Source organism: Caballeronia sp. LZ043 (genome assembly GCF_031451075.1).
GTDB lineage: Bacteria > Pseudomonadota > Gammaproteobacteria > Burkholderiales > Burkholderiaceae > Caballeronia.
The window spans coordinates 1,150,779-1,169,370 of sequence record NZ_JARUXT010000004.1 but is presented as its reverse complement, the minus strand read 5'-3'; the positions used below and the strand labels follow the sequence as shown (position 1 = coordinate 1,169,370).

Sequence of the window (18,592 nt, the reverse complement as noted above, 5' to 3'; positions counted from 1 at the left end):
ATGGAGACCTTCTATCTCGCGATCGACGTGGGCACGGGCAGCGTGCGCGCCGCGCTCGTCGATTCGCGCGGCGTGGTGCGGCACATCGCGGCGCATGAGCACGAGCAGATCGTGCCGCGCTATGGCTGGTCGGAGCAGCGTCCGGCCGACTGGTGGGCGGGCGCGGCGCGTTCCATCCGCGAGGCGCTCGACAGCGTGCCCGGCGCGGCGGCGAACGTCGTGGCGGTGTGCGCGTGCGGGCAGATGCACGGCACGGTGCTGATCGACGCCGACGGACAACTCACGCGCGACACCGCGCCGCTCTGGAACGACAAGCGCACCTTCGGTCAGGTCGCGCAGTTCCGCGCGAGTCACGATGCACAGCGCTATCTGCACAAGACCGCGAATCCCGCGACGCCCGCATGGCCCGCGTTCAAGCTGCAATGGATCAAGGAGCACGACCCGGAGGCGTACGAACGCGCGGCCACGGTGTTCATGCCGAAGGACTACGTGAACTTCCGACTGACCGGCGAGCGCGCCTGCGACTGGAGCGATGCATCGACGAGCTTCCTGATGGACCCGGTCACGCGCACGTGGTCGCGCGACATGCTCGACCTGCTCGGACTCGATGCCGCGAAGCTCGCGCCGATCCGCGCGCCGCTCGACCTGCTCGGCGCCGTGACCAAGGAAGCCGCCGCGGCGACCGGCCTGCGTGAAGGCACGCCGGTGCTGGTCGGCGGCGCGGACTATCCGGTGTCGGTGCTGGGCTCGGGCGTCTATGGCGCAGGGCAGGCTTCGGACATCACGGGCACGTCGTCGATCATCACCGTCATCGCCGATACGCCGATGCTGCATCCCGAAGTATCGAACCTCGTGACCTGCGACGGCTCCTGGGGCCGTTTCATGCTGCTCGATTCCGGCGGCGATGCGATGCGCTGGGCGCGCCGCGCCTTCCACGAAAACGCGCTGTCCTACGAGAACGTCGCGCAGAAGGCGGCGAGCGCACCGGTGGGCGCCGAAGGGCTGTTCTTCCTGCCGTACCTGACCGGCGAGCGTCTCGGCGAGCACACCAATTCGCGCGCGCAGTTCTTCGGCATCACGGCGAAGCATGGGCTGGCGCATCTGCATCGCGCGGTGCTGGAAGGCGTCGCGTTCGGCGTGCGTCGGCATATCGCGCTGCTGCAACCGGACGGCGCGAAGACGGAACGGCTCGTCGCGGCGAGCGGCGGCGCGAAGGCGTCGCTGTGGCTGAAGATCAAGGCCAGCATGTATCGCACGCCGATCCTGGTGCCCACGCAAGTGGAGTGCGGCGTGACGGGCTGCGCGATTCTCGCCGCCACCGCGCATGGACAGTTCGCGCGTCTCGCCGATGCCGTCAGCGCATTCGTGAGCTTCGAGCAGGAAGTGCTGCCCGACGAACGCGCCAGCGACACCTACGATCGCATGATGCCGATCTTTGAGCGCCTGTACCTGAACGCGCAGCAGTTCTACGACGACCTCGACCGGCTCGCCCTCGACTCTCAAGAACCCACACGATGATCAAAGCCATTCTCTGGGACATGGACGGAACCCTCGCCGAAAGCGAGGCGCTGCATCTCAGCACCTTGATCGCGGTGCTGGCGGAACATGGCATCGAAGCCGGCGACGAAATGCATCCGCTGATCTTCGGCAAGACCGGGCGCGAAGTGCATGCGCTGTGCTGCGAGCGGTTCGGCCTGTCCACGCCGTTTGCCGCGTGGTCCGCGTTTCGCGCCCGCGCCTATCTCGACGGCGCGCCGCATCTCGTGCCGCGTCCGGGTGCGCTGGAGGTGTATCGCGCGGCGCAACGGGCGGGGATTGCGCAAGGCATCGTGTCGAACTCGTCGCGCATGTTGCTCGAAGCCAATCTGCGCGCGCTCGGCCTCGAAGAGCCGCAGCTCGTGACCGTGAGCGCCAACGACGTGCGCATGGGCAAGCCCAGCCCCGAGCCCTACGAACGCGCCGCGTGGCTGATGCGCGCGCTGCCCGCCGAGGTGATCGTCGTCGAAGACAGTCCGACCGGTGCGCGCGCGGCCATCGCCGCGAACATGCGCGTGCTCGGCTGGCCGCCCGACGAAGCCGGCGCCGCGCTGTTTCCGCCGCAAGCGCAGATCGTCTTCACGCCGGAAGAACTGGCGCGGGCGCTCGGCCTGACTGATGTCTCCCTCTCCGGACAGACGGACGATCATGCCTAGAACCAGCATCTTTCCGTCGCGCTATGTGCAGGGCGCGGGCGCGCTCGAGCAAGTTGGCGCGGAACTCGCGCGCCTCGGCACGCACGCGGCGTGTCTCGTGGACAGAAGCGTTGCCGCGTTGATCGAACCTGCACTGGCGAAGACCGACGGCGTGCGCGTGCAGATGCGCAAGCAGGACGCGGCCTGCACCGAACGCGCCATCGCCGATGCGGCCGCGTGGGTCAGGCAATGCGGCGCGGATATCGTCGTGTCGTTCGGCGGCGGCAAGGTCGTGGATATCGGCCGCGCGGCGGCGGACGATCTGCGGCTGCCGTTCGTCTGCGTGCCGACCATCGCGGCGTCGGATGCGCCGTGCTCGGCGCTCGCCGTCATCTACGACGAAGCGGGGCACGTGGTGCGCGACCGCTTCGTGCGGCGCAATCCCGATCTCGTGCTGCTCGACACTGCGTTGATCGTCGCGGCGCCGGTGCGCTTCTTCATCGCGGGGATCGGCGACGCCCTCGCGACCTTCTACGAAGCCGATGCCTGCCGGCGCTCCGGCGCGCGCAATCTGTGCGGCGGCGTGGGCACCGCGCTCGCCTTCGAGGCCGCGCGGCTGTGCCGCGACACGCTGTTCGCTCATGCGGTGGACGCCGTCGCCGATTGCAGGCGCAAGACCGTGACGCTGGCGTTCGACGCGACGCTGGAAGCCACCGTGCTGCTGTCGGGGCTCGGCTTCGAGTCGGGCGGCGTCGCGGCGGCGCATGCGATCCATCACGGACTGGCGCAACTCGACAGCACGCACGGCGTCCTGCATGGCGAGAAAGTGGCGATCGGCACGTTGGCTTCCTTGTTCCTGTGGCCGTGCGCGGACAGAGAACGCCGCCGCGTGTTCACGTTCTGCAAGGCGGTGGGCTTGCCGACGCGTCTCGCCGATATCCACGTGGACGCGGCGGACCGTACGGCATTGCTGCGCGTCGCGGAGCGTGCGTGTCGCGAGGGCGAAATCATTCATAACGAACCGTATCCGGTGAACGCCGGCATGGTCGTCGCCGCGCTCGATGCGATGGATCGCTACGCCGCGTTGATGGATCACGCCGAACCCGCCACCACCCTTTGAACGAGGACGATCACATGGAACAGGCATTTCGCGCAGGACTTTTCGAAGGCAGGACCGTGCTCGTGTCGGGCGCGACGAGCGGTATCGGCCTCGCGATTGCAAGCGGCTTTGCGGCGCTCTCGGCGCGAGTGATCGCCACGGGTAGTTCCGATGCGAAGCTCGCTTCCCTGCGCGCGGATCGCACGCTGGAAGGCATCCGTTTCGAGAAGCTCGACGTGCGCAGTCCCGGCGACATCGTGGACTTCGTCGCGCAACTGGATGAACTCGATGTGCTGGTGAATGCCGCGGGCGTCGCGCGTCCCGCCGACGAATACACGGACGCGGTGTTCCAGGAAGTGCTCGACGTGAACCTGAGCGCGGCGATGCGTCTTTCGATGGCGGCGCGCGACCGGCTCGAATCCCGGCGCGGCGCGATCATCAACATCGCCTCGATGCTGAGTTTCATGGCCGACGCCGACGTGCCCGCGTATTGCGCGAGCAAGTCGGGCATCGTCGGGCTGACGCGCGCGCTGGCCCATGCTTTCGGACCGGCGGGCGTGCGCGTCAATGCAGTGGCGCCGGGATACCATCGCACGGACATGACGAAGGCGCTGTGGCAGGACCCGGCGAAGGCGGACAAGATCGCGGCGCGCAGCGCGCTCAAGCGCTGGGGCGAGGCGGAGGATCTGGTGGCGCGGTGACGTTTCTCGCATCGCCGGCTGCGGCGTTCGTCACGGGCGTTACCTTGCCCGTGGACGGCGGCTATCTGACCGGCGCGTGAGGCCGCGCGCGGGTCATAGCTGTTGCGTGATTTGCGGAACGGCCTCGAACAGATCGCCGACGAGTCCATAGTCCGCGATGCTGAAAATCGGCGCCTCGGCATCCTTGTTGACGGCGACGATGACCTTCGAATCCTTCATGCCGGCCAGATGCTGGATCGCGCCCGAGATGCCGACCGCCACGTACAACTGCGGCGCGACGATCTTCCCGGTCTGTCCGACCTGCCAGTCGTTGGGCGCGAAGCCTGAATCCACGGCTGCCCGCGACGCGCCCACGGCCGCACCGAGCTTCTGCGCGAGCGGGTCGAGGATGGCGAAGTTATCCGCGCTGCCGAGTCCGCGCCCGCCCGACACGACAATGCGCGCCGAGGTCAGTTCGGGCCGCTCGCTGACGGCAATCTCGCGGCGCACGAAGCGGGCGCGGCCGTTCACAGCCACCGCGTCGCGCGTGTCGATTTGCGCGTTGCCACCTGACGCGGCGGCAGCATCGAACGCGGTGGTGCGGATCGTCGCGACCTTGATCGCGTCGCCGCACTGCACGGTGGCGATCGCATTGCCCGCATAGATCGGGCGATCGAAGGTATCGGCGTCGTGAATGGCGATGACATCCGAGATCTGCGACGCATCGAGCTTTGCGGCCACACGCGGCGCGACGTTCTTGCCCGCCGCCGTCGCCGCGAAGAACAGATGCGTGTACGACGGCGCCAGCATCAGCACCTGCGCGGCGAGCGCTTCGGCGAGGCCGTCGGCGAGTTGCGGCGCGTCGATCAGGATCACGCGCTCCACGCCCTCGATGGCGCTGGCCGCTTCCGCCGCACCGCGTGCATCATGACCCGCGACCAGCACATGCACACCGTTCTGCAACTGCTGCGCGGCGCTCACCGCGTTGAGCGTCGCGGCCTTGATGCGGGCGCCTTCGTGTTCGGCAATGACGAGAGTGGTCATTCAGATTACCTTCGCTTCGTTGCGGAGTTTGTCGATGAGCGCGGCCACGTCGGTCACGCGCACGCCGGCCTGGCGCGCGGGCGGTTCCTTCACGGTGAGCGTCTTCAGGCGCGGCGCAGGATCGACGCCGAGTTCCGCCGGGCTCAGCGTATCGACCGGCTTTTTCTTCGCCTTCATGATGTTGGGCAGCGTCACGTAGCGCGGCTCGTTCAGGCGCAGGTCCGTCGTGACGATGGCCGGCAACGTGAGTTCGATCACTTCGAGCCCGCCGTCCACTTCACGCGTAACCGTGGCCGTGTCCGTGCCGATCTCGATGCGACTGGCGAACGTGGCCTGCGGCCAGTCGAGCAGCGCGGCGAGCAACTGGCCGGTCTGGCCCGCATCGTCGTCGATGGCCTGCTTGCCGAGAATCACCAGCTGCGCCTCTTCGCGCTCGACCGCCGCCTTCAGCAGCTTCGCGACGGCCAGCGGCTGCAATTCCGCATCGGTGTGGATGTGCACGCCGCGATCCGCGCCGATGGCCAGCGCCGTGCGCAGCGTCTCCGCGCTCTGCGCCGGGCCGCAGGTCACCGCGATCACTTCGCTTGCATGACCGGCTTCCTTCAGCCGCACGGTGGCTTCCACGGCGATCTCGTCGAACGGGTTCATCGACATCTTCACGTTGCTCGTCTCGACACCGCTGTGGTCCGCCTTCACGCGGACGTTCACGTTGTAATCGACGACACGCTTCACTGCTGCCATGACTTTCATGCCTGGACCTTCCTCAGGAAACCGCGCCGACGCCGTACTTGCCGGTCAGCAAGGCGCCAGTCGCAAAACGTTCGATGGAATACGGCGCGAGCGAGACCTCGGTCGGCAGGCCGAGCGCGGCTTGCGCGAGCACCAGGCCGACGGTCGGCGAGAGCTTGAAGCCGTGACCGGAAAAGCCATAGCCGATCACCAGCCCTTCGATGCCAGGCAAGCCGCCGAGGACAGGATTCCAGTCGGGCGTGACGTCGTACACGCCGGTCCACGACGAGGCAATGCCCGCCGCCTCGTAGGCCGGAAAGCGCTCGGCGACCTGCGCGCCGACTTCGACGACATAGTCCATCGGAATGTCGCCTTGTTCGGTGTCGGCGTGGTCGAGCTTTTCGCCGGCGGTGCCTTCGCTCACCAGCATCTGATTGCCGCCGTAGCTGCGGTAGTAGAGCATGCCCGGCGACGCGAGGTCCTTGAACACCGGCATCTGGTACGTGTAAGCGGCGCCTGCGCATTCCAGCGCGAGCACCGCATGACGTTCGGGCGAGACCGGCAAGGCCTGGCCGGTCCAGCCGGCGAGTTCGGGCGTCCAGATGTTCTGCGTGCTGACGACCATCGAGGCGGCGAAATCGCCCGCGCTGGTCGAGACGCCGCGCACCTTGCCGTTGTCGATCAACAAGCGGTTCACCGTGACGTTCTCGCGTATCGTCACGCCGCCGCGCCGTGCGGCGCGCGCAAAGCTCGTCGCGGTCAGATAGGCATCGGCGAAACCGGCTTCGGGTTCGAAGCCGATCAGGGCGGCATCGTCGAAGCGGGCGATCGGCATCAGTTCGTGCGCCTGCTGCGCACTCAGCAATTCGAGCGGAATGCCTTGTTGCTGCTGCTGTTCGAGCGAGGCGCGCAAGGGTTCGACCTTGTCGCCCTCGGCCGCGACGATCATGTAGCCGCTCTTCACGAGGCCGCATGACGCTTCGTCGTCGCCGAGATATGCCGCGAAGTCGTTGAACACGGCCCACGACTTGCGCGCGAGCTGGACGTTTTCCTTCACCGAATAATGCGTGCGCAGAATGCCGGACGATTGCGAGGTCGTGCCCGCGCCGATGGTCGCGCGGTCCAGCACGAGCACGTTCTTCGCGCCGAGCTTTTGCAGGTGGAACGCGACCGACGTGCCGACTACGCCGGCCCCGATCACCACCACGTCATAAGTATTCACGGTTGCGCTTCCTTTGCGATGCGGATGATGGATGCAGTGTGCCGCGCCGCCTGCGCCGCGCGGCGTTCATAAGGAACAACGATGCTAAGCAGAAGCGCGGGCACGCCACGGGTGTCAGGCAGCGCCTTCCAGCCCCTTCATGACTTCGGCCTGCACGGTTTCCCAGATCGACTTCTTCATCTCGAGATACGCGGGCGAGAGCTGCACTTCGGCGGAGCGGGGCATCGGCAGGTCGTTGCGGATGTCCTGCACGATGCGTCCCGGCTTCGCGCCCATCACGATCATGCGCGTGGAGAGCATCAGCGCTTCGTCGATCGAATGCGTAATGAAGACGATGGTCTTGCCGCTCTTCTCGTACAGCGAAAGAAGCTGTTCCTGGAGCACCTGGCGCGTCATGGCATCGAGTGCGGCGAAGGGTTCGTCGAGCAGCATCACGTCGGGGTCGTTGGCGAGCACGCGCGCAATCGACACGCGCTGCTTCATGCCGCCCGAGAGCCTGCCGGGATAACTGTCCTCGAAGCCCTTCAGGCCCACCGCCTCGATATGACGGCGCGCGGCCTCACGCCGCTCCGCCTTGCTGACGCCGCGCATCTTGAGACCGAACGCCACGTTCTCGCTGACCGTCTTCCACGGGAACAGCGCATATTGCTGGAACACCATGCCGCAGGCCGGCTCGATGTCCTTCACCACCTTGTCGTGAACGAGCACGCGGCCTTGCGTCGGCTGCTCGAAGCCGGAGATCATGTTGAGCATCGTCGACTTGCCGCAACCCGATGCGCCGAGCAGCACGACGAATTCGCCCCGGGCGATATCGAGGTTGACTTCCTTCAGCACCTGCAACGCGCCATAGCTTTTCGCGACGCCTTCGAGGCGGATCATCGGCGCATTCATCGTTGCCATGACAGCACCCCGCGTTCGATGAGGCGAAACGCGGCATCGGTAATCAGCACCGTGATGCTGATGAGCACCATGCCGAGCACGACCGTGTCGGTCTGGAAAAACTCGCGTCCGTTCATGATCATGAAGCCCAGGCCTTGCTGCGCGGCGACGAGTTCGGCGGAGATCACGCAGGTCCACGAGAGGCCGAGAATCACCTTCATGCCGGACAGGATCTGCGGGATGCAACCCGGCAGGATCACTTCGACCATCACCTGCCAGCGGTTCGCGCCGAGATTGCGCGCGGCGCGGATGAAGATCGGATCGATACTGCGTGTGGCGTCGATCACATACAGCAGCGCGGGCGCGAACGAGCCCATGAAGACGATGCTGTACTTCTGCGTTTCGGTGATGCCGAACCACAGCAGCGACAGCGGGATCCAGCTCATCGAGGGCAGCGGGCGCAGGAACGACAGCAGCGGATCGAACACGGCGCGCGCCACGCGTGACGTGCCGAGCACGATGCCGAGCGGGATCGACACCAGCGCGGCCGCAAGGAAGCCGACCATCACGCGGCGCGTCGAGGCGAGCACGTGGTCGAGCAGCGCATGCTGGTTCCACATGCGGATGCCGCGCGCCAGCACCTGCGACGGCGCGGGCAGGAACACGGGATCGACCAGGCCGGCGCGGCAGATGAGTTCCCACAGCAGCAGGAAGCCGATCAACGAGCAGGCGCTGACGACGAACAGACCGCCGCCGTCACGCCATCTACGATTGGAGGCCATCCGCGCGCGCTCAGAGATAAGTTGCGTTGATCCAGTCCGCCACCTTCGGCGACTGATCGATCTGCTTCAGGTCGACGAGCATGTCCGAGAGCTTCTGCACGCCATCGACGAACGGCCCCGGCTTGCCGCCGTTGCCCGCGAAGAGCGCCTTCTGCTGCGCGTGCGAATACCACTGGGTCTGCTTGAGGACGGCCATCTGTTCGTCCTGGGACAGGCTGGTGAGCGTCATCAGGATCGGCGCGGCTTTTTCGGGCTGTTGCGTCATCAGGTCGTTGGCTTGCGCGATGCCTTGCAGGAAGGCCTTCGGCACTTCCGGATGCGCGCTCGCGAAGGCCGTGCGGACCAGCAGCACGTCCGGTCCCGGCGTCAGCTGGAACTGCTTGTAGAGCGAGAACGACGAATCGTCGAGCAGCAGCTTCGTGTCGGGCAGGGCGCGGATGCGGTCGAAGGTCGGCGTCCATGCGGCGGCGGCGTCGATCTGGTTGCCGCGATAGGCGGTGAGCAGTTCAGTGGCCGGCAGATTGATGATGCTGACGTCCTTGGTCGGGTCCATGTTGGCCTGGCGCAGCACGTCGAGCAGCAGCACGTGCGAACTCGACGCATAGGTGACGCCGATCTTCTTGCCTTTCAGATCCGCGAGCGACTTCACGTTCGCATGCACCAGCAAGCCTTCGGACTTGCCGAAGTTGTTGGGCGTGGTGATGAGCTGAAATTGCTTCGCGCCGTTGGCCATCAGCGCGAGCGCCGAGACGACGCCCGTGCCGGCGATATCGAGGTTGCCCGACATCACCGCGCCCATGCGCGCGGAGGAGGTCGAGAACGACTGCCAGCGACAGTCGATGCCGAGCTTCGTGAAGATGTCGGTCTTCATCGCGACATAGGCCGCGTAGTGCCCGAGCCATGCCGAGCCGCCGTAGTTGACGGGGACAGCCGCCGCGCGCGCCAGCGGCGCGAAGCCTGCCGAGATGCCCGCCGTGGCGGCGGCCGCGCCGATCCAGGAAGCCTGCTTCAGAAAAGTGCGGCGACTGCTTGTCATCGTTATGTCCGTCCGAATGAGAGGTTTGAACCGGCGGCGTGCCCGGGGTGATCTGGTCCGCCATCGATGGTAGTGGCGAACGCGTGCTCGCCATAAAGCGGGTTGCCGAATCAGCAACTCTTATGTTTTGAAGCAGTTGCGCTAATTCGATGCTGCATTGCCCACTGCTTCGGCTTCTGCCGCGTGGGTATCGAAGAGATGGGCGGGCATGCCGGGCAGGGCCGCATGCAGACCGGGCGCGATCACGTCGCGCGTCACGGCGATGGACTCGCGCGACACGGCTTCGGCCATCGCGGACCATTCGGAACGCCGCGTGAGGATGTAGAAGTCACGGTGTCCGATGCGCGTGAGAGGCAGCGGCACGACCGTCACGTCCGGCAGATGTGCACGCGATTGCCACAGGCACAGCGGCGAAGTGATCGCGCAACCGAAGCCGGACGCGACGAGACTGAGCAGCGGATCGGTGTCATCGAACTCGTAGCGGTTCGGCGCGTGGAAGTTCATGTGCTTGACGAGCCGCTCCACCTGTTGCCCGATCAGCGAGCGCCCGGTGTAGCGCAACAGCGGCAGTTCACGCACGACGTCGTGGAAGTTGCGCGGTGGGTGTTCCGCGCAGAAGGCCTTCGGCGCGACGGCGACAAAGGTCTCCGAAAACAGCGGACGCAATTCGACACGGCGCGGATCGAGTGTCGCGTCCGTGCAGATGGCGAGATCGAGTTCGCGGTTGGCGAGTTGTTCGCTCAGGATCGGCGTGAGACCGGACCACATCGAAAGCGTCTTCATGCGCTCCGCCAGCCGCTGCACGATGAACGGCCCGACACTGGCGGCGAACGAGTCCACGCAGCCGATACGCAGGCTCGACACGCCTTCGCTCGTCGCCGTCCGCACGTTGTGCGAGACCGCCTGCGCATGTTCGAGCAGCCCGCCCGCCTGCTCGAACAGGATGCGTCCCGCCGCGTTGGGCCGCACGGGCCGGAACTCGCGGTCGAACAGCGCGACGCCCTGTTCGCGCTCCAGCGCGGCGATCAGCTGGCTCACCGCGCTCTGCGTGACGCCGAGCACGCGAGCGGCTTCGGTCATCGAGCGCGTCTCGCATACCGCGACGAACGCCTGCAACGCGCGCAGGTCCACCCCGACGAATGTATTTCGCATGGCATCCTCCTGCGCGCCATAATAGCGGGCACAAGCATCGAACACGGCGTCTTCGCGGGTGCGCTTGCTGCTCAGCGAAGGCTTGCATCGTCAACCCCACGTCGCGCGCCTTGGTCACTCACTCTTCTTCATCCGCCGCCGTGCCGCCGCGCCGGTTCGTGTTCCTGCTGGCCGAAGGCCTCTCGATGATGAGCCTCTCGTCCGCCATCGAGCCTTTGCGCTCGGCCAACCGCCTCGCGGGAGAAACACTCTACGGCTGGACGCTTGCGAGCCTCGATGGCGAGCCGGTCGAGTCATCGAATGGCATTGCGCTGGCGGCGCGCAGCTTCGACGACGTGTATAAGGAGGCCGACTACGTGTTCATCTGCGGCGGCCTGCGTCTCGCGCCCGCGCAGGAACCGGCCTTCGTCGCGGCGCTGAAGCGCGCGGCGCGCACGGGCGCGGTGATCGGCTCGCTGTCGACGGCAACCTGGCTGCTCGCGCTTGCTGGCCTGCTCGACGGCTATCACTGCACCATCCACTGGGAGAACCTGCCGGCCTTTACGGAAGCCTTTCCCGATCTGCTGTGCAGCAGCCGGCTGTTCGACATCGATCGCGACCGCATGACGTGCTCGGGCGGCATCGCGGCGATGGACATGATGCTGCAGCTCATCAAGACGCAGCATGGCAGCGATCTGGCGGTGCGCGTCGCCAACCAGTTCCACCACGAACGCATGCGCGACACCGCCGACAACCAGCGCGGCTGGCGCGACCAGAATCACGCGAGCCTGCCGCGCGGCATTCGCCGGGCCATCGAGATGATGCGCGCGAACGTGGAGACGCCGGTGCAGATCAACGATATCGGTTCCGCGATCGGCATGACGTCGCGGCAGATGGAGCGCCTGTTCCTGCGGCATCTGAACGCGACGCCCGCGCGCTATTACGTGCAGCTAAGGCTGGAGCGCGCGCACGACATGCTGACGTATTCGAGCGTGCCCGTAGCCGATGTGGCGGTGGCGACGGGCTTTGCGTCGCCGTCGCATCTGGCGCGCTGGGTGCGCCGGGCGTACGGCATCAGCCCGACGGAATTGCGCGCGGCGCAGCCGCGCTCCTGAGCTTCTACGCGGCTTCCAGTACGGGCGCCGCAGCGCGCAACGGCAACGGCAGCCAGCCCTGCAATTCGCGCCAGTTCGGCTCCAGTTCGGCGAAGCGCGCGAGCGAGAGCGATGACAGATCGGCGAACCCGCAATGCCCGTCCACGACGAGATCGCGGATTGCGTGCCCGCTCGCCGGCGACAAGCCAAAGCCCACGCTCGACAAGGTCGCGACCGTCACGTTGCTTTGCGCCGCCGGCCGATCGATCACGGGCCGTCCATCCGGCGTGTTCTCGATATAGCCCGCCCAGCTGCGGATGACCTTCGCATGCGCGGCCTTCGGCAGCAGGGCCGCGAGCCGGGCCGCGATGCTGCATTGAAGCGGCGTCGAATGCGGGCGGACTTTCGGGACGTCGTCGAGCGCGAGCCATTCGTGCGGTCCGCCGCCATACGCAAGATTGCCGCGCAGCGTCTGCCGTCCATACAGTCCGTTGCCGTCGATACCGCCCAGCGGCATCAGCGGCAGCGGCTCGGTGACGATCATCTCCGCGCGCGCGGCCGCCAGCGGCACGTCGATGCCGAGCTGCGCCGCCAGCACGCCGGTATGCGGTCCGGCCGCGATGACCAGATGGTCGCAGGCAAACTCCCCTGCGGGCGTCTGCACCGCGGAGACGCGTCCGCCTTGCGAGACGAAACCCGTCACCGGCGTGTGTTGCAGGATGCGCCCGCCGTGATCCTCCATGGCCCACGCATAAGCCTGCAACGTGCGATGCGGATTCGCATGGCCGCCGAAGTGATAGAAGTAACCGGCATGCACGTTGTCGCCCGCGAGCGGCACGAGTTCGCGCACCTGCTTCGCGTCGAGCACGTCGGAGCGCAGTCCGTGATGTTCGCCGTTCTCCAGCGCGCGCCGGTAGAGGATGAACTGCTGTTCGTCCAGTGCGATGCGGATGCGTTCGCGGCAGAACTCGGTCGGATAGCCGAGCAGTTCGTCCATCATCGGCCAGAGGCGCTGCTCTTCCATGAAAAGCGGGCTGTGATGATGCGAACAGCCGCCGCCGTTGCGCCCCGACGCGCCCCAGCCCAGCATGCCTGCTTCGAGCACCAGCACGTCGATGCCCTCGCGCGCGAGCCACCATCCCGCCGACAATCCCGTCACCCCGCCGCCGACGATGACGACCGATGCGCCCTTGACCGTGCCGCCGTCCGTGGTCTTGCCTGCTGCCGATGTATTCATGCCTGCGTGCCTCGATTGCGATTGGGAGTTGCCTTTGGATGCGATGGAGTCGACGTCATGTTATTCGCTCGCCACTGCTTCGCCGACCTGGCGCGTGCCCGCGCGATAGAGCGGCTCGACGCGCCAGAACGGCACCCATTGCGAGGCCATGCCGAACCAGCTGTCCCAATGCGCGGCGGTCGATGAGGCTTCGGCGACTTCGGCCAGCTGGCGCAATGCGAGCGGACGCACCGGCGCGCGGAAGGTGGCGAGCGGAATCTGCGGCAGCGCGCAGCCCGAACCGATGGCCAGCAGCGCCGCCACTTGTTCGCGGCAGCGGCGACCCTGACACGGACCCATGCAGGCGCGTGTCAGGCGCTTGACCGCATCGGGATTCGGCGGGCCGCTCTGCGCCAGCCCGGCGACGCCGCGCGTGTCGTGCGCGGCATCGGCGGGATGCCAGTCGAGATAGCGCGGCGGACGCACATCGAGGATCTCGCGCGCGGTTACTTCCTCGCACTGGCACACGAACGGCTCGCCCGCCGCGCCGATGACGCTCGCCTGGACCCATGCCACGCGTGCCTGCGCGATGTCGTATGCGGGCGTGTCGGGTTCAATCGGCTTGGTCGCGGCAGTTTCGTCCCGGGAAGCGCCCAGCGCTTCGAGCGCCGCGCGCGCTGCGCGCCGGCCTTCCTCTCGCGCGACATCTTCATCACGGCTCTTGCTTGCCCACACGCCCGCGCAGTCGCCGGCCGCGTGAATGAACGGCAGCGATGTGCGTTGTATCGCATCGACGATCACGACATGACCGCTGCGCGCGGCATCGAACGTCGTTGCGCAGCCGGCTGCTTCGGGCAGTTCGATCGCGGGCAGGGCGGCGATGCCGAGCAACACCGTGTCGCACTCGAACGCGGTCGATGCGCCCGTATCCAGCGACGCCGCTTCGACCGAGGTCACGCCGTAGGCGTCGCCGTGCGCGTGCCGCACCGCATGACGCACGAGCAGCCGCGCGCCGCCTGCCTCGAGTTGCGAGGCGAGCGCCGGATCGCCGAGAATCGCCTCCGACTGTTCGATCACCGCGACAATGCGCACCCCGCGCGCCATCAGTTCGACGGCCACGTTCAGTGCATCCGTATCGCTGCCGACGAGCACCGCGCGGCGCGCATCGAGTGCGCCGTAGAGCACCGCGAGCCGCCATGCGGCGCTCGCGCCCATCACGCCGGGCCGCTGCCAGCCGTCGAAGGCGAGGCCCATGTCACGCCGTCCGGACGCGACGATCACCTGTTTGAAACTCATCAGCCACGCATGCGAGGCATCGGCGAGACCGGCGGCGTGGGTGTCCATCCACGCGCGCGCCGGGCCGTGCGGGAAAAGTCCCCAGACCGCCGTGCCGAGCCTGACGTCGACGCCCGCTTCCAGCGCGTCGCCGAGTTCGGGACGCGCCTCCAGCATCGCTTCGAGCATCGCGTTGGCATTGCCCGCTGTCGCGCCCATGCGTCCGCCGAAGTGCAACGGCACGTCCTCGCCCATGGTTTCCAGCGGCACCGGATTTTCATCGACGAGCGTCACGCCGATGCCGCGTCCCGCCGCTTCGAGCGCGGCCGCAATGCCGGCGGGACCCGCGCCGACGATGAGCAGATCGGTCGCTTCGCCGACCGGCGGCGCCTTGCCCGCGACGCTGGCGGGATCATGGAACGGCGTGTGCATGGCTTCGTTTTCCACTGTTTCGGTTCGATCGTTCAGGAGGGGACGGCCTGGTCGTCGCAGGCGCGTGCATCGGCTTCTTCGATGGCGGGCGGCGCGTTCAGCACGAGTTCGCACAAGCGGGCGGCACTTGCATCGGGTTCGGCGAGTGCATCGACGGCGGCTTCGAGTTCGCTCGCGAAACGAGCGCCGAAACGCGCGCCCGTCAGGCTGCGGTATTTGTCGCGTTCGACGCCGGGCGGCAGCGGACGCGCGGGGTCGCCGTCCGCCTGCATCGGACCGGAATCGAGGCGGCGTCCGTCGCTCAGTTCGACGCCCACACGCGCCCAGCGCTCGGCGGGAAAGGCTGCGTTGAAGTCCGCGTGTTCGCGCGTGACGAGCCGCGGCAGCAGTGCGCGCACCGCGGGATCGGCGAGACCCGCATCGCCGATGGTGTCCGCATCCACGCGTCCATGCAGCAGCGCGTCGGCGACCGGGAACAGCACGCCGTATTGCGCTTCTTCGGTCGTGCGCGGCGCGTCCGACCACAGGCGCGCGGCTTGATGGAAGGTCTCGATTTCCACGCGCACGATGTCCGCCGCATCGAAACCGGCCTGCGCGCGCACCGCGAGCGCCGCCGCAATCGAAGCGTGCGCCCAGCGGCACACCGGATACGGCTTCACATACTGTTCGAGGATCAGCCAGCGTTCGCCGAGATCGGCCCAGACGGCGGGCGCATCGCGTTCGACGGTCGTGGCCGGCGCGCCGGTGAAGCCGCGCGACGCGAGCCACGCCGCGCTGATGCCCGCGAGCGCGCCCCAGCACGAGCCGTCCTTCAGCATGGTCGGATGATCGATACAGCGCATCATGTCCGAGCGCGGTCCGTGATACTCGGCGATGCCGAGCGCGTGACGCGTCGTCGGCAGATCGAAGCCGAGCGCGCGGCTCGCGATGGCCGCCGCCGCAAGCGCATTCCACGCGCCCGACGTGTGATATTCGCGGCTCGTCGCGTGCAGCGCGATCCCCGCGCGCGTGCCGAGCTCATAGCCGAGCACCGTCTGCACGATGAACTCGCGGCCGCTCATGCCGGGCGCGCGTTCGGTCATCGCGAGCAGTGCGGGCAGCACCGTGACGCCTGCGTGGCCCTTGGTGAGGGCGTGGCCGTCGTGGCCGTCGAAACTGTCGATGGTCGCCGCGCCCGCGAAGGCCGCGCCCGCCGCGCTAGCGAGCCGCCCGTCGAACAGCATGCGCGCCGGACTGCGGCCGGCGGCGAAACAGTCGAGCGCATGTTCGCGCGCAATCGACGACATCCGCGTGCTCGTGCCCGCCGCCGCGATGCCGAAGAGATCGAGCAGGCGGCGCTGTGCGTCGCGGACCACCGTATCCGGCAGCATGTCGAAACGCAACGCGTGCGTGAAGCGGCTGGCGTCGTCTTGCAAAGGAGCGGCGGTGCGTGTCATCTGAGCGCGATCTCGATGTCGGTGGAAGGGCGGCTGGAGCACGCGAGAATCCAGCCTTGCGATTCCTCGGCGGCGGACAAACCGCCCGCGTGCTGCATCGAGACTTCGCCGGAGAGGCGGCGGACCTTGCATGTGCCGCACATGCCGCTCGCGCAGCCGCAGGGAATCACGACGTGCTGACGCGTCGCCGCGACGAGCAGCGTTTCGCCCGCGCGCACGTCGAAGCGCTTGTCGCCGAAGGTGGCGTGATGGATGACGCCGGTCGTGTCATCGGGCGTCGGTGTTGCCGGATCGACGGGTGCCGGTCCGAAATGCTCGATATGAAACGCCGCGCGTCGCGCGCCTTCCGCCGCATGAATCTGCCGGATGCCTTGCATGAAGCCCGCCGGGCCGCAGCAGTACACCGTGCGGCGGCCGAAGTCCGGCGTCATCGCCCAAAGCGTGCCGCGCGTCATGCGTCCGCGCAGGCCGAACCAGCCCGGCTCCGGCGCACTGAGCCAGACGCTGATCCGCAGGTTCGGCATGCGCGCCTGCAGCGCGGCGAGTTCGGCCGCGAAGAGGATGTCGTCGGCATGACGCGCGCTGTGCAGCCAGGCGACGTCCGCATCCGGCCGGCTGTGTGCGAGCGTGCGCAGCATCGACATCAGCGGCGAGGCGCCCGATCCCGCCGACACCAGCGCAAGCGGCTCCGGATTTGCCACGTCGAGCGTGAAGCGGCCGAGTGGATAGCGTGCCTCGATTTGCAGGCCCGGCACGCAGTGTTCGTGCAGCCAGCGCGTCACGACGCCGTCGCGCTGCGCCTTGATGGTCAGCTCGATCACGCCGCGCCCGAGCGGCGACGACGCAATCGAGAAGGTCCGGTCATGCCGCACGCCGTCGATATCGAGCGTCAGCAACATGGCTTGTCCGGGCGCATGGCGGCGCGCGCCGTCGGCATGGTGATCGCGCAGGAAAAAGGTCCGCACGCCCGGCGCTTCATCACGCACCCCGATGCATTCGAGCGTGCGCGCGGCGGCTTCATCGAATGCATTCACGGTGTCGGGGTCGATCAGCACGTCAGCCATTCGACACCTTCAGTTCAATCGAGCGATGCGGATGCGAGCCGTCCAGATACGTCGCCAGCTTGTTCGCGTACCAGTGGGTGAAGTTGCGCAACATGAATTCGGATGGCGCATACGGTCCCGGCGTGTAGCCGATCGAGCCGACGCCCAGCTGATTGTTGGCCGCGAGCCGCGCGTCCTGCGTGTTGGTGGCGTTCCACACGGAGGTCAGCGTATCGACGTCGTAATCGACGCCTTCCACCGCGTCTTCATGCACGAGCCAGGTCGTGCGCAGCATCGTGCGCGACGCCGACAGCGGCAGGATCCGGAAGTGGATGATGTGATCGGCGAGGAAGTGATTCCAGTTGTTCGGCACGCGGAACATGCGTACCGAGCCGAGGTCGGGCTCGGTGAGATCGCCGAGCAGCTTGCCGCAGGCAGGCGAGCCATCCGGCGTGAACGACACCGCGCCGCGATGAAACGGCAGGCGGATGCAGCGGAACTCGTCGCCGCCATCGGCCGGCAGATGCGGCAGGCCGTGCCGTTCCCACTTGGCGGCCTGCGTGTCCATCAGCAAACGGAAGTCGCGCGAGCCGGCGGGATCGTCGGGCAGCGCGAATTCGACCAGCGTCGCGAGCAGCTCCGGATGATTGCCTGCGCAGTGATAGCACTCGCGATTGTTCTCGATGACGAGCTTCCAGTTCGCGTCCTCGATCATCGTCGAGACGGCCGCTACCTTGGTGCGCCACGGCTGATGCGGTGCGATGTAGGGCGTCACCGCTTCGCGAAAGCGCGTGAGGTCCGGCGGCGTATCGGCGAGGCAGAGGTAGACCATCCCGCACACGATCCCGACATGCACCGGACGCAGTCCGTACGCTTCGCGCTCGAAGTCCGCGGGCATCTGCCGCGCATGCAGCAGCGAACCGTCGAGTTCGTAGACCCACTGGTGATAGGCGCAGGTGAGGCGGTGCGCATGGCCCTTTTCGTCGAGACAGATGCGCGAGCCGCGATGTCGGCAGGTATTGAAGAAGGCGCGAATCTCACCGTCCCGGTCGCGCAGAACAATGACCGAGGTCGCGCCGATTTCGAGTGTCAGGTAATCGCCCGGTTCTCGCAGTTCGCAGCTATTGCAGGCGAAGAGCCATTCGTTGTTGAAGACGGCGTCGATATCGAGTTGATGAAACGCGTCGTCGGTATAGAACGGCTGCGGCAGCGAGAAGTTGTCACGGCGTTGCGCGAGGGCGGCGCGCACGCGTGTCGGGTCGATCATCGTCGTGTTCTCCGTGCGAACGATCAGTTAGACCGATTGTCTGCCGCTGATTTGGC

Annotated in this window: 17 protein-coding genes; 5 read left to right on the top strand and 12 right to left on the bottom strand. The window is 67.1% G+C overall.

Annotated elements, in window-relative coordinates; genetic code table 11:
- From QCE64_RS32920 to QCE64_RS32905, 4 genes are read left to right on the top strand one after another with little or no spacing between them, the layout of a single operon-like run.
- The gene (locus QCE64_RS32920) at positions 1-1,518 is read left to right on the top strand and encodes an FGGY family carbohydrate kinase (RefSeq protein WP_310008343.1); all 1,518 of its coding nucleotides are present in this window, start codon (positions 1-3) and stop codon (positions 1,516-1,518) included.
- On the top strand, positions 1,515-2,192 hold the full coding sequence (locus QCE64_RS32915; protein ID WP_310008340.1) for an HAD family phosphatase: 678 nt from the start codon (positions 1,515-1,517) through the stop codon (positions 2,190-2,192). The genes QCE64_RS32920 and QCE64_RS32915 overlap by 4 nt, the downstream gene beginning before the upstream one ends.
- On the top strand, positions 2,185-3,291 hold the full coding sequence (locus tag QCE64_RS32910; protein ID WP_310008338.1) for a glycerol dehydrogenase: 1,107 nt from the start codon (positions 2,185-2,187) through the stop codon (positions 3,289-3,291). The genes QCE64_RS32915 and QCE64_RS32910 overlap by 8 nt, the downstream gene beginning before the upstream one ends.
- Positions 3,292-3,305: 14 nt before the next feature.
- Complete coding sequence (locus QCE64_RS32905; RefSeq protein WP_310008336.1) at positions 3,306-3,971, top strand: SDR family NAD(P)-dependent oxidoreductase; 666 nt, start codon at positions 3,306-3,308, stop codon at positions 3,969-3,971.
- 93 nt (positions 3,972-4,064) lie between these two features.
- Here QCE64_RS32905 and QCE64_RS32900 read toward each other — a convergent pair whose 3' ends face one another.
- The 7 genes from QCE64_RS32900 to QCE64_RS32870 all read right to left on the bottom strand — a co-directional run bounded on the left by QCE64_RS32900 (position 4,065) and on the right by QCE64_RS32870 (position 10,794).
- The gene (locus QCE64_RS32900; protein WP_310008334.1) at positions 4,065-4,994 is read right to left on the bottom strand and encodes an FAD-binding protein; all 930 of its coding nucleotides are present in this window, start codon (positions 4,992-4,994) and stop codon (positions 4,065-4,067) included.
- The gene (locus QCE64_RS32895) at positions 4,995-5,744 is read right to left on the bottom strand and encodes an electron transfer flavoprotein subunit beta/FixA family protein (RefSeq protein WP_310008332.1); all 750 of its coding nucleotides are present in this window, start codon (positions 5,742-5,744) and stop codon (positions 4,995-4,997) included.
- Between the two features lie 13 nt (positions 5,745-5,757).
- Positions 5,758-6,945, bottom strand: coding sequence for an FAD-binding oxidoreductase (locus QCE64_RS32890; RefSeq protein ID WP_310008330.1), 1,188 nt, complete (start codon positions 6,943-6,945; stop codon positions 5,758-5,760).
- 114 nt (positions 6,946-7,059) lie between these two features.
- A complete protein-coding gene (locus QCE64_RS32885) occupies positions 7,060-7,845 on the bottom strand; it encodes an ABC transporter ATP-binding protein (protein ID WP_309926941.1) in 786 nt (261 codons plus the stop codon).
- Positions 7,833-8,606: an ABC transporter permease gene (locus QCE64_RS32880; protein ID WP_310008328.1), complete on the bottom strand. Its 774-nt coding sequence runs from the start codon at positions 8,604-8,606 to the stop codon at positions 7,833-7,835. The genes QCE64_RS32885 and QCE64_RS32880 overlap by 13 nt, the downstream gene beginning before the upstream one ends.
- A gap of 10 nt (positions 8,607-8,616) precedes the next feature.
- Entirely contained in the window at positions 8,617-9,642 is a 1,026-nt protein-coding gene (locus QCE64_RS32875) for an ABC transporter substrate-binding protein (RefSeq protein WP_310008326.1), read from the bottom strand.
- Positions 9,643-9,783: 141 nt separating this feature from the next.
- On the bottom strand, positions 9,784-10,794 hold the full coding sequence (locus tag QCE64_RS32870; RefSeq protein WP_310008325.1) for a LysR family transcriptional regulator: 1,011 nt from the start codon (positions 10,792-10,794) through the stop codon (positions 9,784-9,786).
- A gap of 110 nt (positions 10,795-10,904) precedes the next feature.
- Here QCE64_RS32870 and QCE64_RS32865 point away from each other — a divergent pair, with 110 nt between their 5' ends.
- A complete protein-coding gene (locus QCE64_RS32865) occupies positions 10,905-11,888 on the top strand; it encodes a GlxA family transcriptional regulator (RefSeq protein ID WP_309926928.1) in 984 nt (327 codons plus the stop codon).
- Positions 11,889-11,892: 4 nt separating this feature from the next.
- Here the strand turns inward: QCE64_RS32865 and QCE64_RS32860 are convergent, their stop codons facing one another.
- The 5 genes from QCE64_RS32860 to QCE64_RS32840 are packed head-to-tail and all read right to left on the bottom strand — an operon-like array spanning position 11,893 to position 18,536.
- Positions 11,893-13,104 carry an FAD-binding oxidoreductase gene (locus tag QCE64_RS32860; RefSeq protein ID WP_309926926.1) on the bottom strand — a complete coding sequence of 404 codons (1,212 nt, stop codon included), beginning with the start codon at positions 13,102-13,104 and terminating at the stop codon, positions 11,893-11,895.
- A 60-nt stretch (positions 13,105-13,164) separates the two neighbouring features.
- The gene (locus tag QCE64_RS32855) at positions 13,165-14,790 is read right to left on the bottom strand and encodes an FAD-dependent oxidoreductase (RefSeq protein ID WP_310008323.1); all 1,626 of its coding nucleotides are present in this window, start codon (positions 14,788-14,790) and stop codon (positions 13,165-13,167) included.
- Between the two features lie 32 nt (positions 14,791-14,822).
- Complete coding sequence (locus QCE64_RS32850) at positions 14,823-16,226, bottom strand: MmgE/PrpD family protein (protein ID WP_310008322.1); 1,404 nt, start codon at positions 16,224-16,226, stop codon at positions 14,823-14,825.
- Positions 16,223-17,290: an iron-sulfur cluster-binding domain-containing protein gene (locus QCE64_RS32845; RefSeq protein WP_309926921.1), complete on the bottom strand. Its 1,068-nt coding sequence runs from the start codon at positions 17,288-17,290 to the stop codon at positions 16,223-16,225. The genes QCE64_RS32850 and QCE64_RS32845 overlap by 4 nt, the downstream gene beginning before the upstream one ends.
- Positions 17,283-18,536: an aromatic ring-hydroxylating dioxygenase subunit alpha gene (locus tag QCE64_RS32840; protein WP_309935141.1), complete on the bottom strand. Its 1,254-nt coding sequence runs from the start codon at positions 18,534-18,536 to the stop codon at positions 17,283-17,285. Before QCE64_RS32840 ends, QCE64_RS32845 begins: the two co-directional genes overlap by 8 nt.
- Positions 18,537-18,592: the final 56 nt, after the last annotated feature.

What these genes read in the sequence shown, in the direction of transcription:
- QCE64_RS32900 (WP_310008334.1), bottom strand. Translation starts at nt 4,994, where the DNA reads ATGACCACTCTCGTCATTGCCGAACACGAAGGCGCCCGCATCAAGGCC.
- QCE64_RS32885 (WP_309926941.1), bottom strand. Translation starts at nt 7,845, where the DNA reads ATGGCAACGATGAATGCGCCGATGATCCGCCTCGAAGGCGTCGCGAAA.
- QCE64_RS32855 (WP_310008323.1), bottom strand. Translation starts at nt 14,790, where the DNA reads ATGCACACGCCGTTCCATGATCCCGCCAGCGTCGCGGGCAAGGCGCCG.
- QCE64_RS32880 (WP_310008328.1), bottom strand. Translation starts at nt 8,606, where the DNA reads ATGGCCTCCAATCGTAGATGGCGTGACGGCGGCGGTCTGTTCGTCGTC.
- QCE64_RS32875 (WP_310008326.1), bottom strand. Translation starts at nt 9,642, where the DNA reads ATGACAAGCAGTCGCCGCACTTTTCTGAAGCAGGCTTCCTGGATCGGC.
- QCE64_RS32920 (WP_310008343.1), top strand. Translation starts at nt 1, where the DNA reads ATGGAGACCTTCTATCTCGCGATCGACGTGGGCACGGGCAGCGTGCGC.
- QCE64_RS32870 (WP_310008325.1), bottom strand. Translation starts at nt 10,794, where the DNA reads ATGCGAAATACATTCGTCGGGGTGGACCTGCGCGCGTTGCAGGCGTTC.
- QCE64_RS32895 (WP_310008332.1), bottom strand. Translation starts at nt 5,744, where the DNA reads ATGAAAGTCATGGCAGCAGTGAAGCGTGTCGTCGATTACAACGTGAAC.
- QCE64_RS32910 (WP_310008338.1), top strand. Translation starts at nt 2,185, where the DNA reads ATGCCTAGAACCAGCATCTTTCCGTCGCGCTATGTGCAGGGCGCGGGC.
- QCE64_RS32860 (WP_309926926.1), bottom strand. Translation starts at nt 13,104, where the DNA reads ATGAATACATCGGCAGCAGGCAAGACCACGGACGGCGGCACGGTCAAG.
- QCE64_RS32845 (WP_309926921.1), bottom strand. Translation starts at nt 17,290, where the DNA reads ATGGCTGACGTGCTGATCGACCCCGACACCGTGAATGCATTCGATGAA.
- QCE64_RS32915 (WP_310008340.1), top strand. Translation starts at nt 1,515, where the DNA reads ATGATCAAAGCCATTCTCTGGGACATGGACGGAACCCTCGCCGAAAGC.
- QCE64_RS32840 (WP_309935141.1), bottom strand. Translation starts at nt 18,536, where the DNA reads ATGATCGACCCGACACGCGTGCGCGCCGCCCTCGCGCAACGCCGTGAC.
- QCE64_RS32905 (WP_310008336.1), top strand. Translation starts at nt 3,306, where the DNA reads ATGGAACAGGCATTTCGCGCAGGACTTTTCGAAGGCAGGACCGTGCTC.
- QCE64_RS32850 (WP_310008322.1), bottom strand. Translation starts at nt 16,226, where the DNA reads ATGACACGCACCGCCGCTCCTTTGCAAGACGACGCCAGCCGCTTCACG.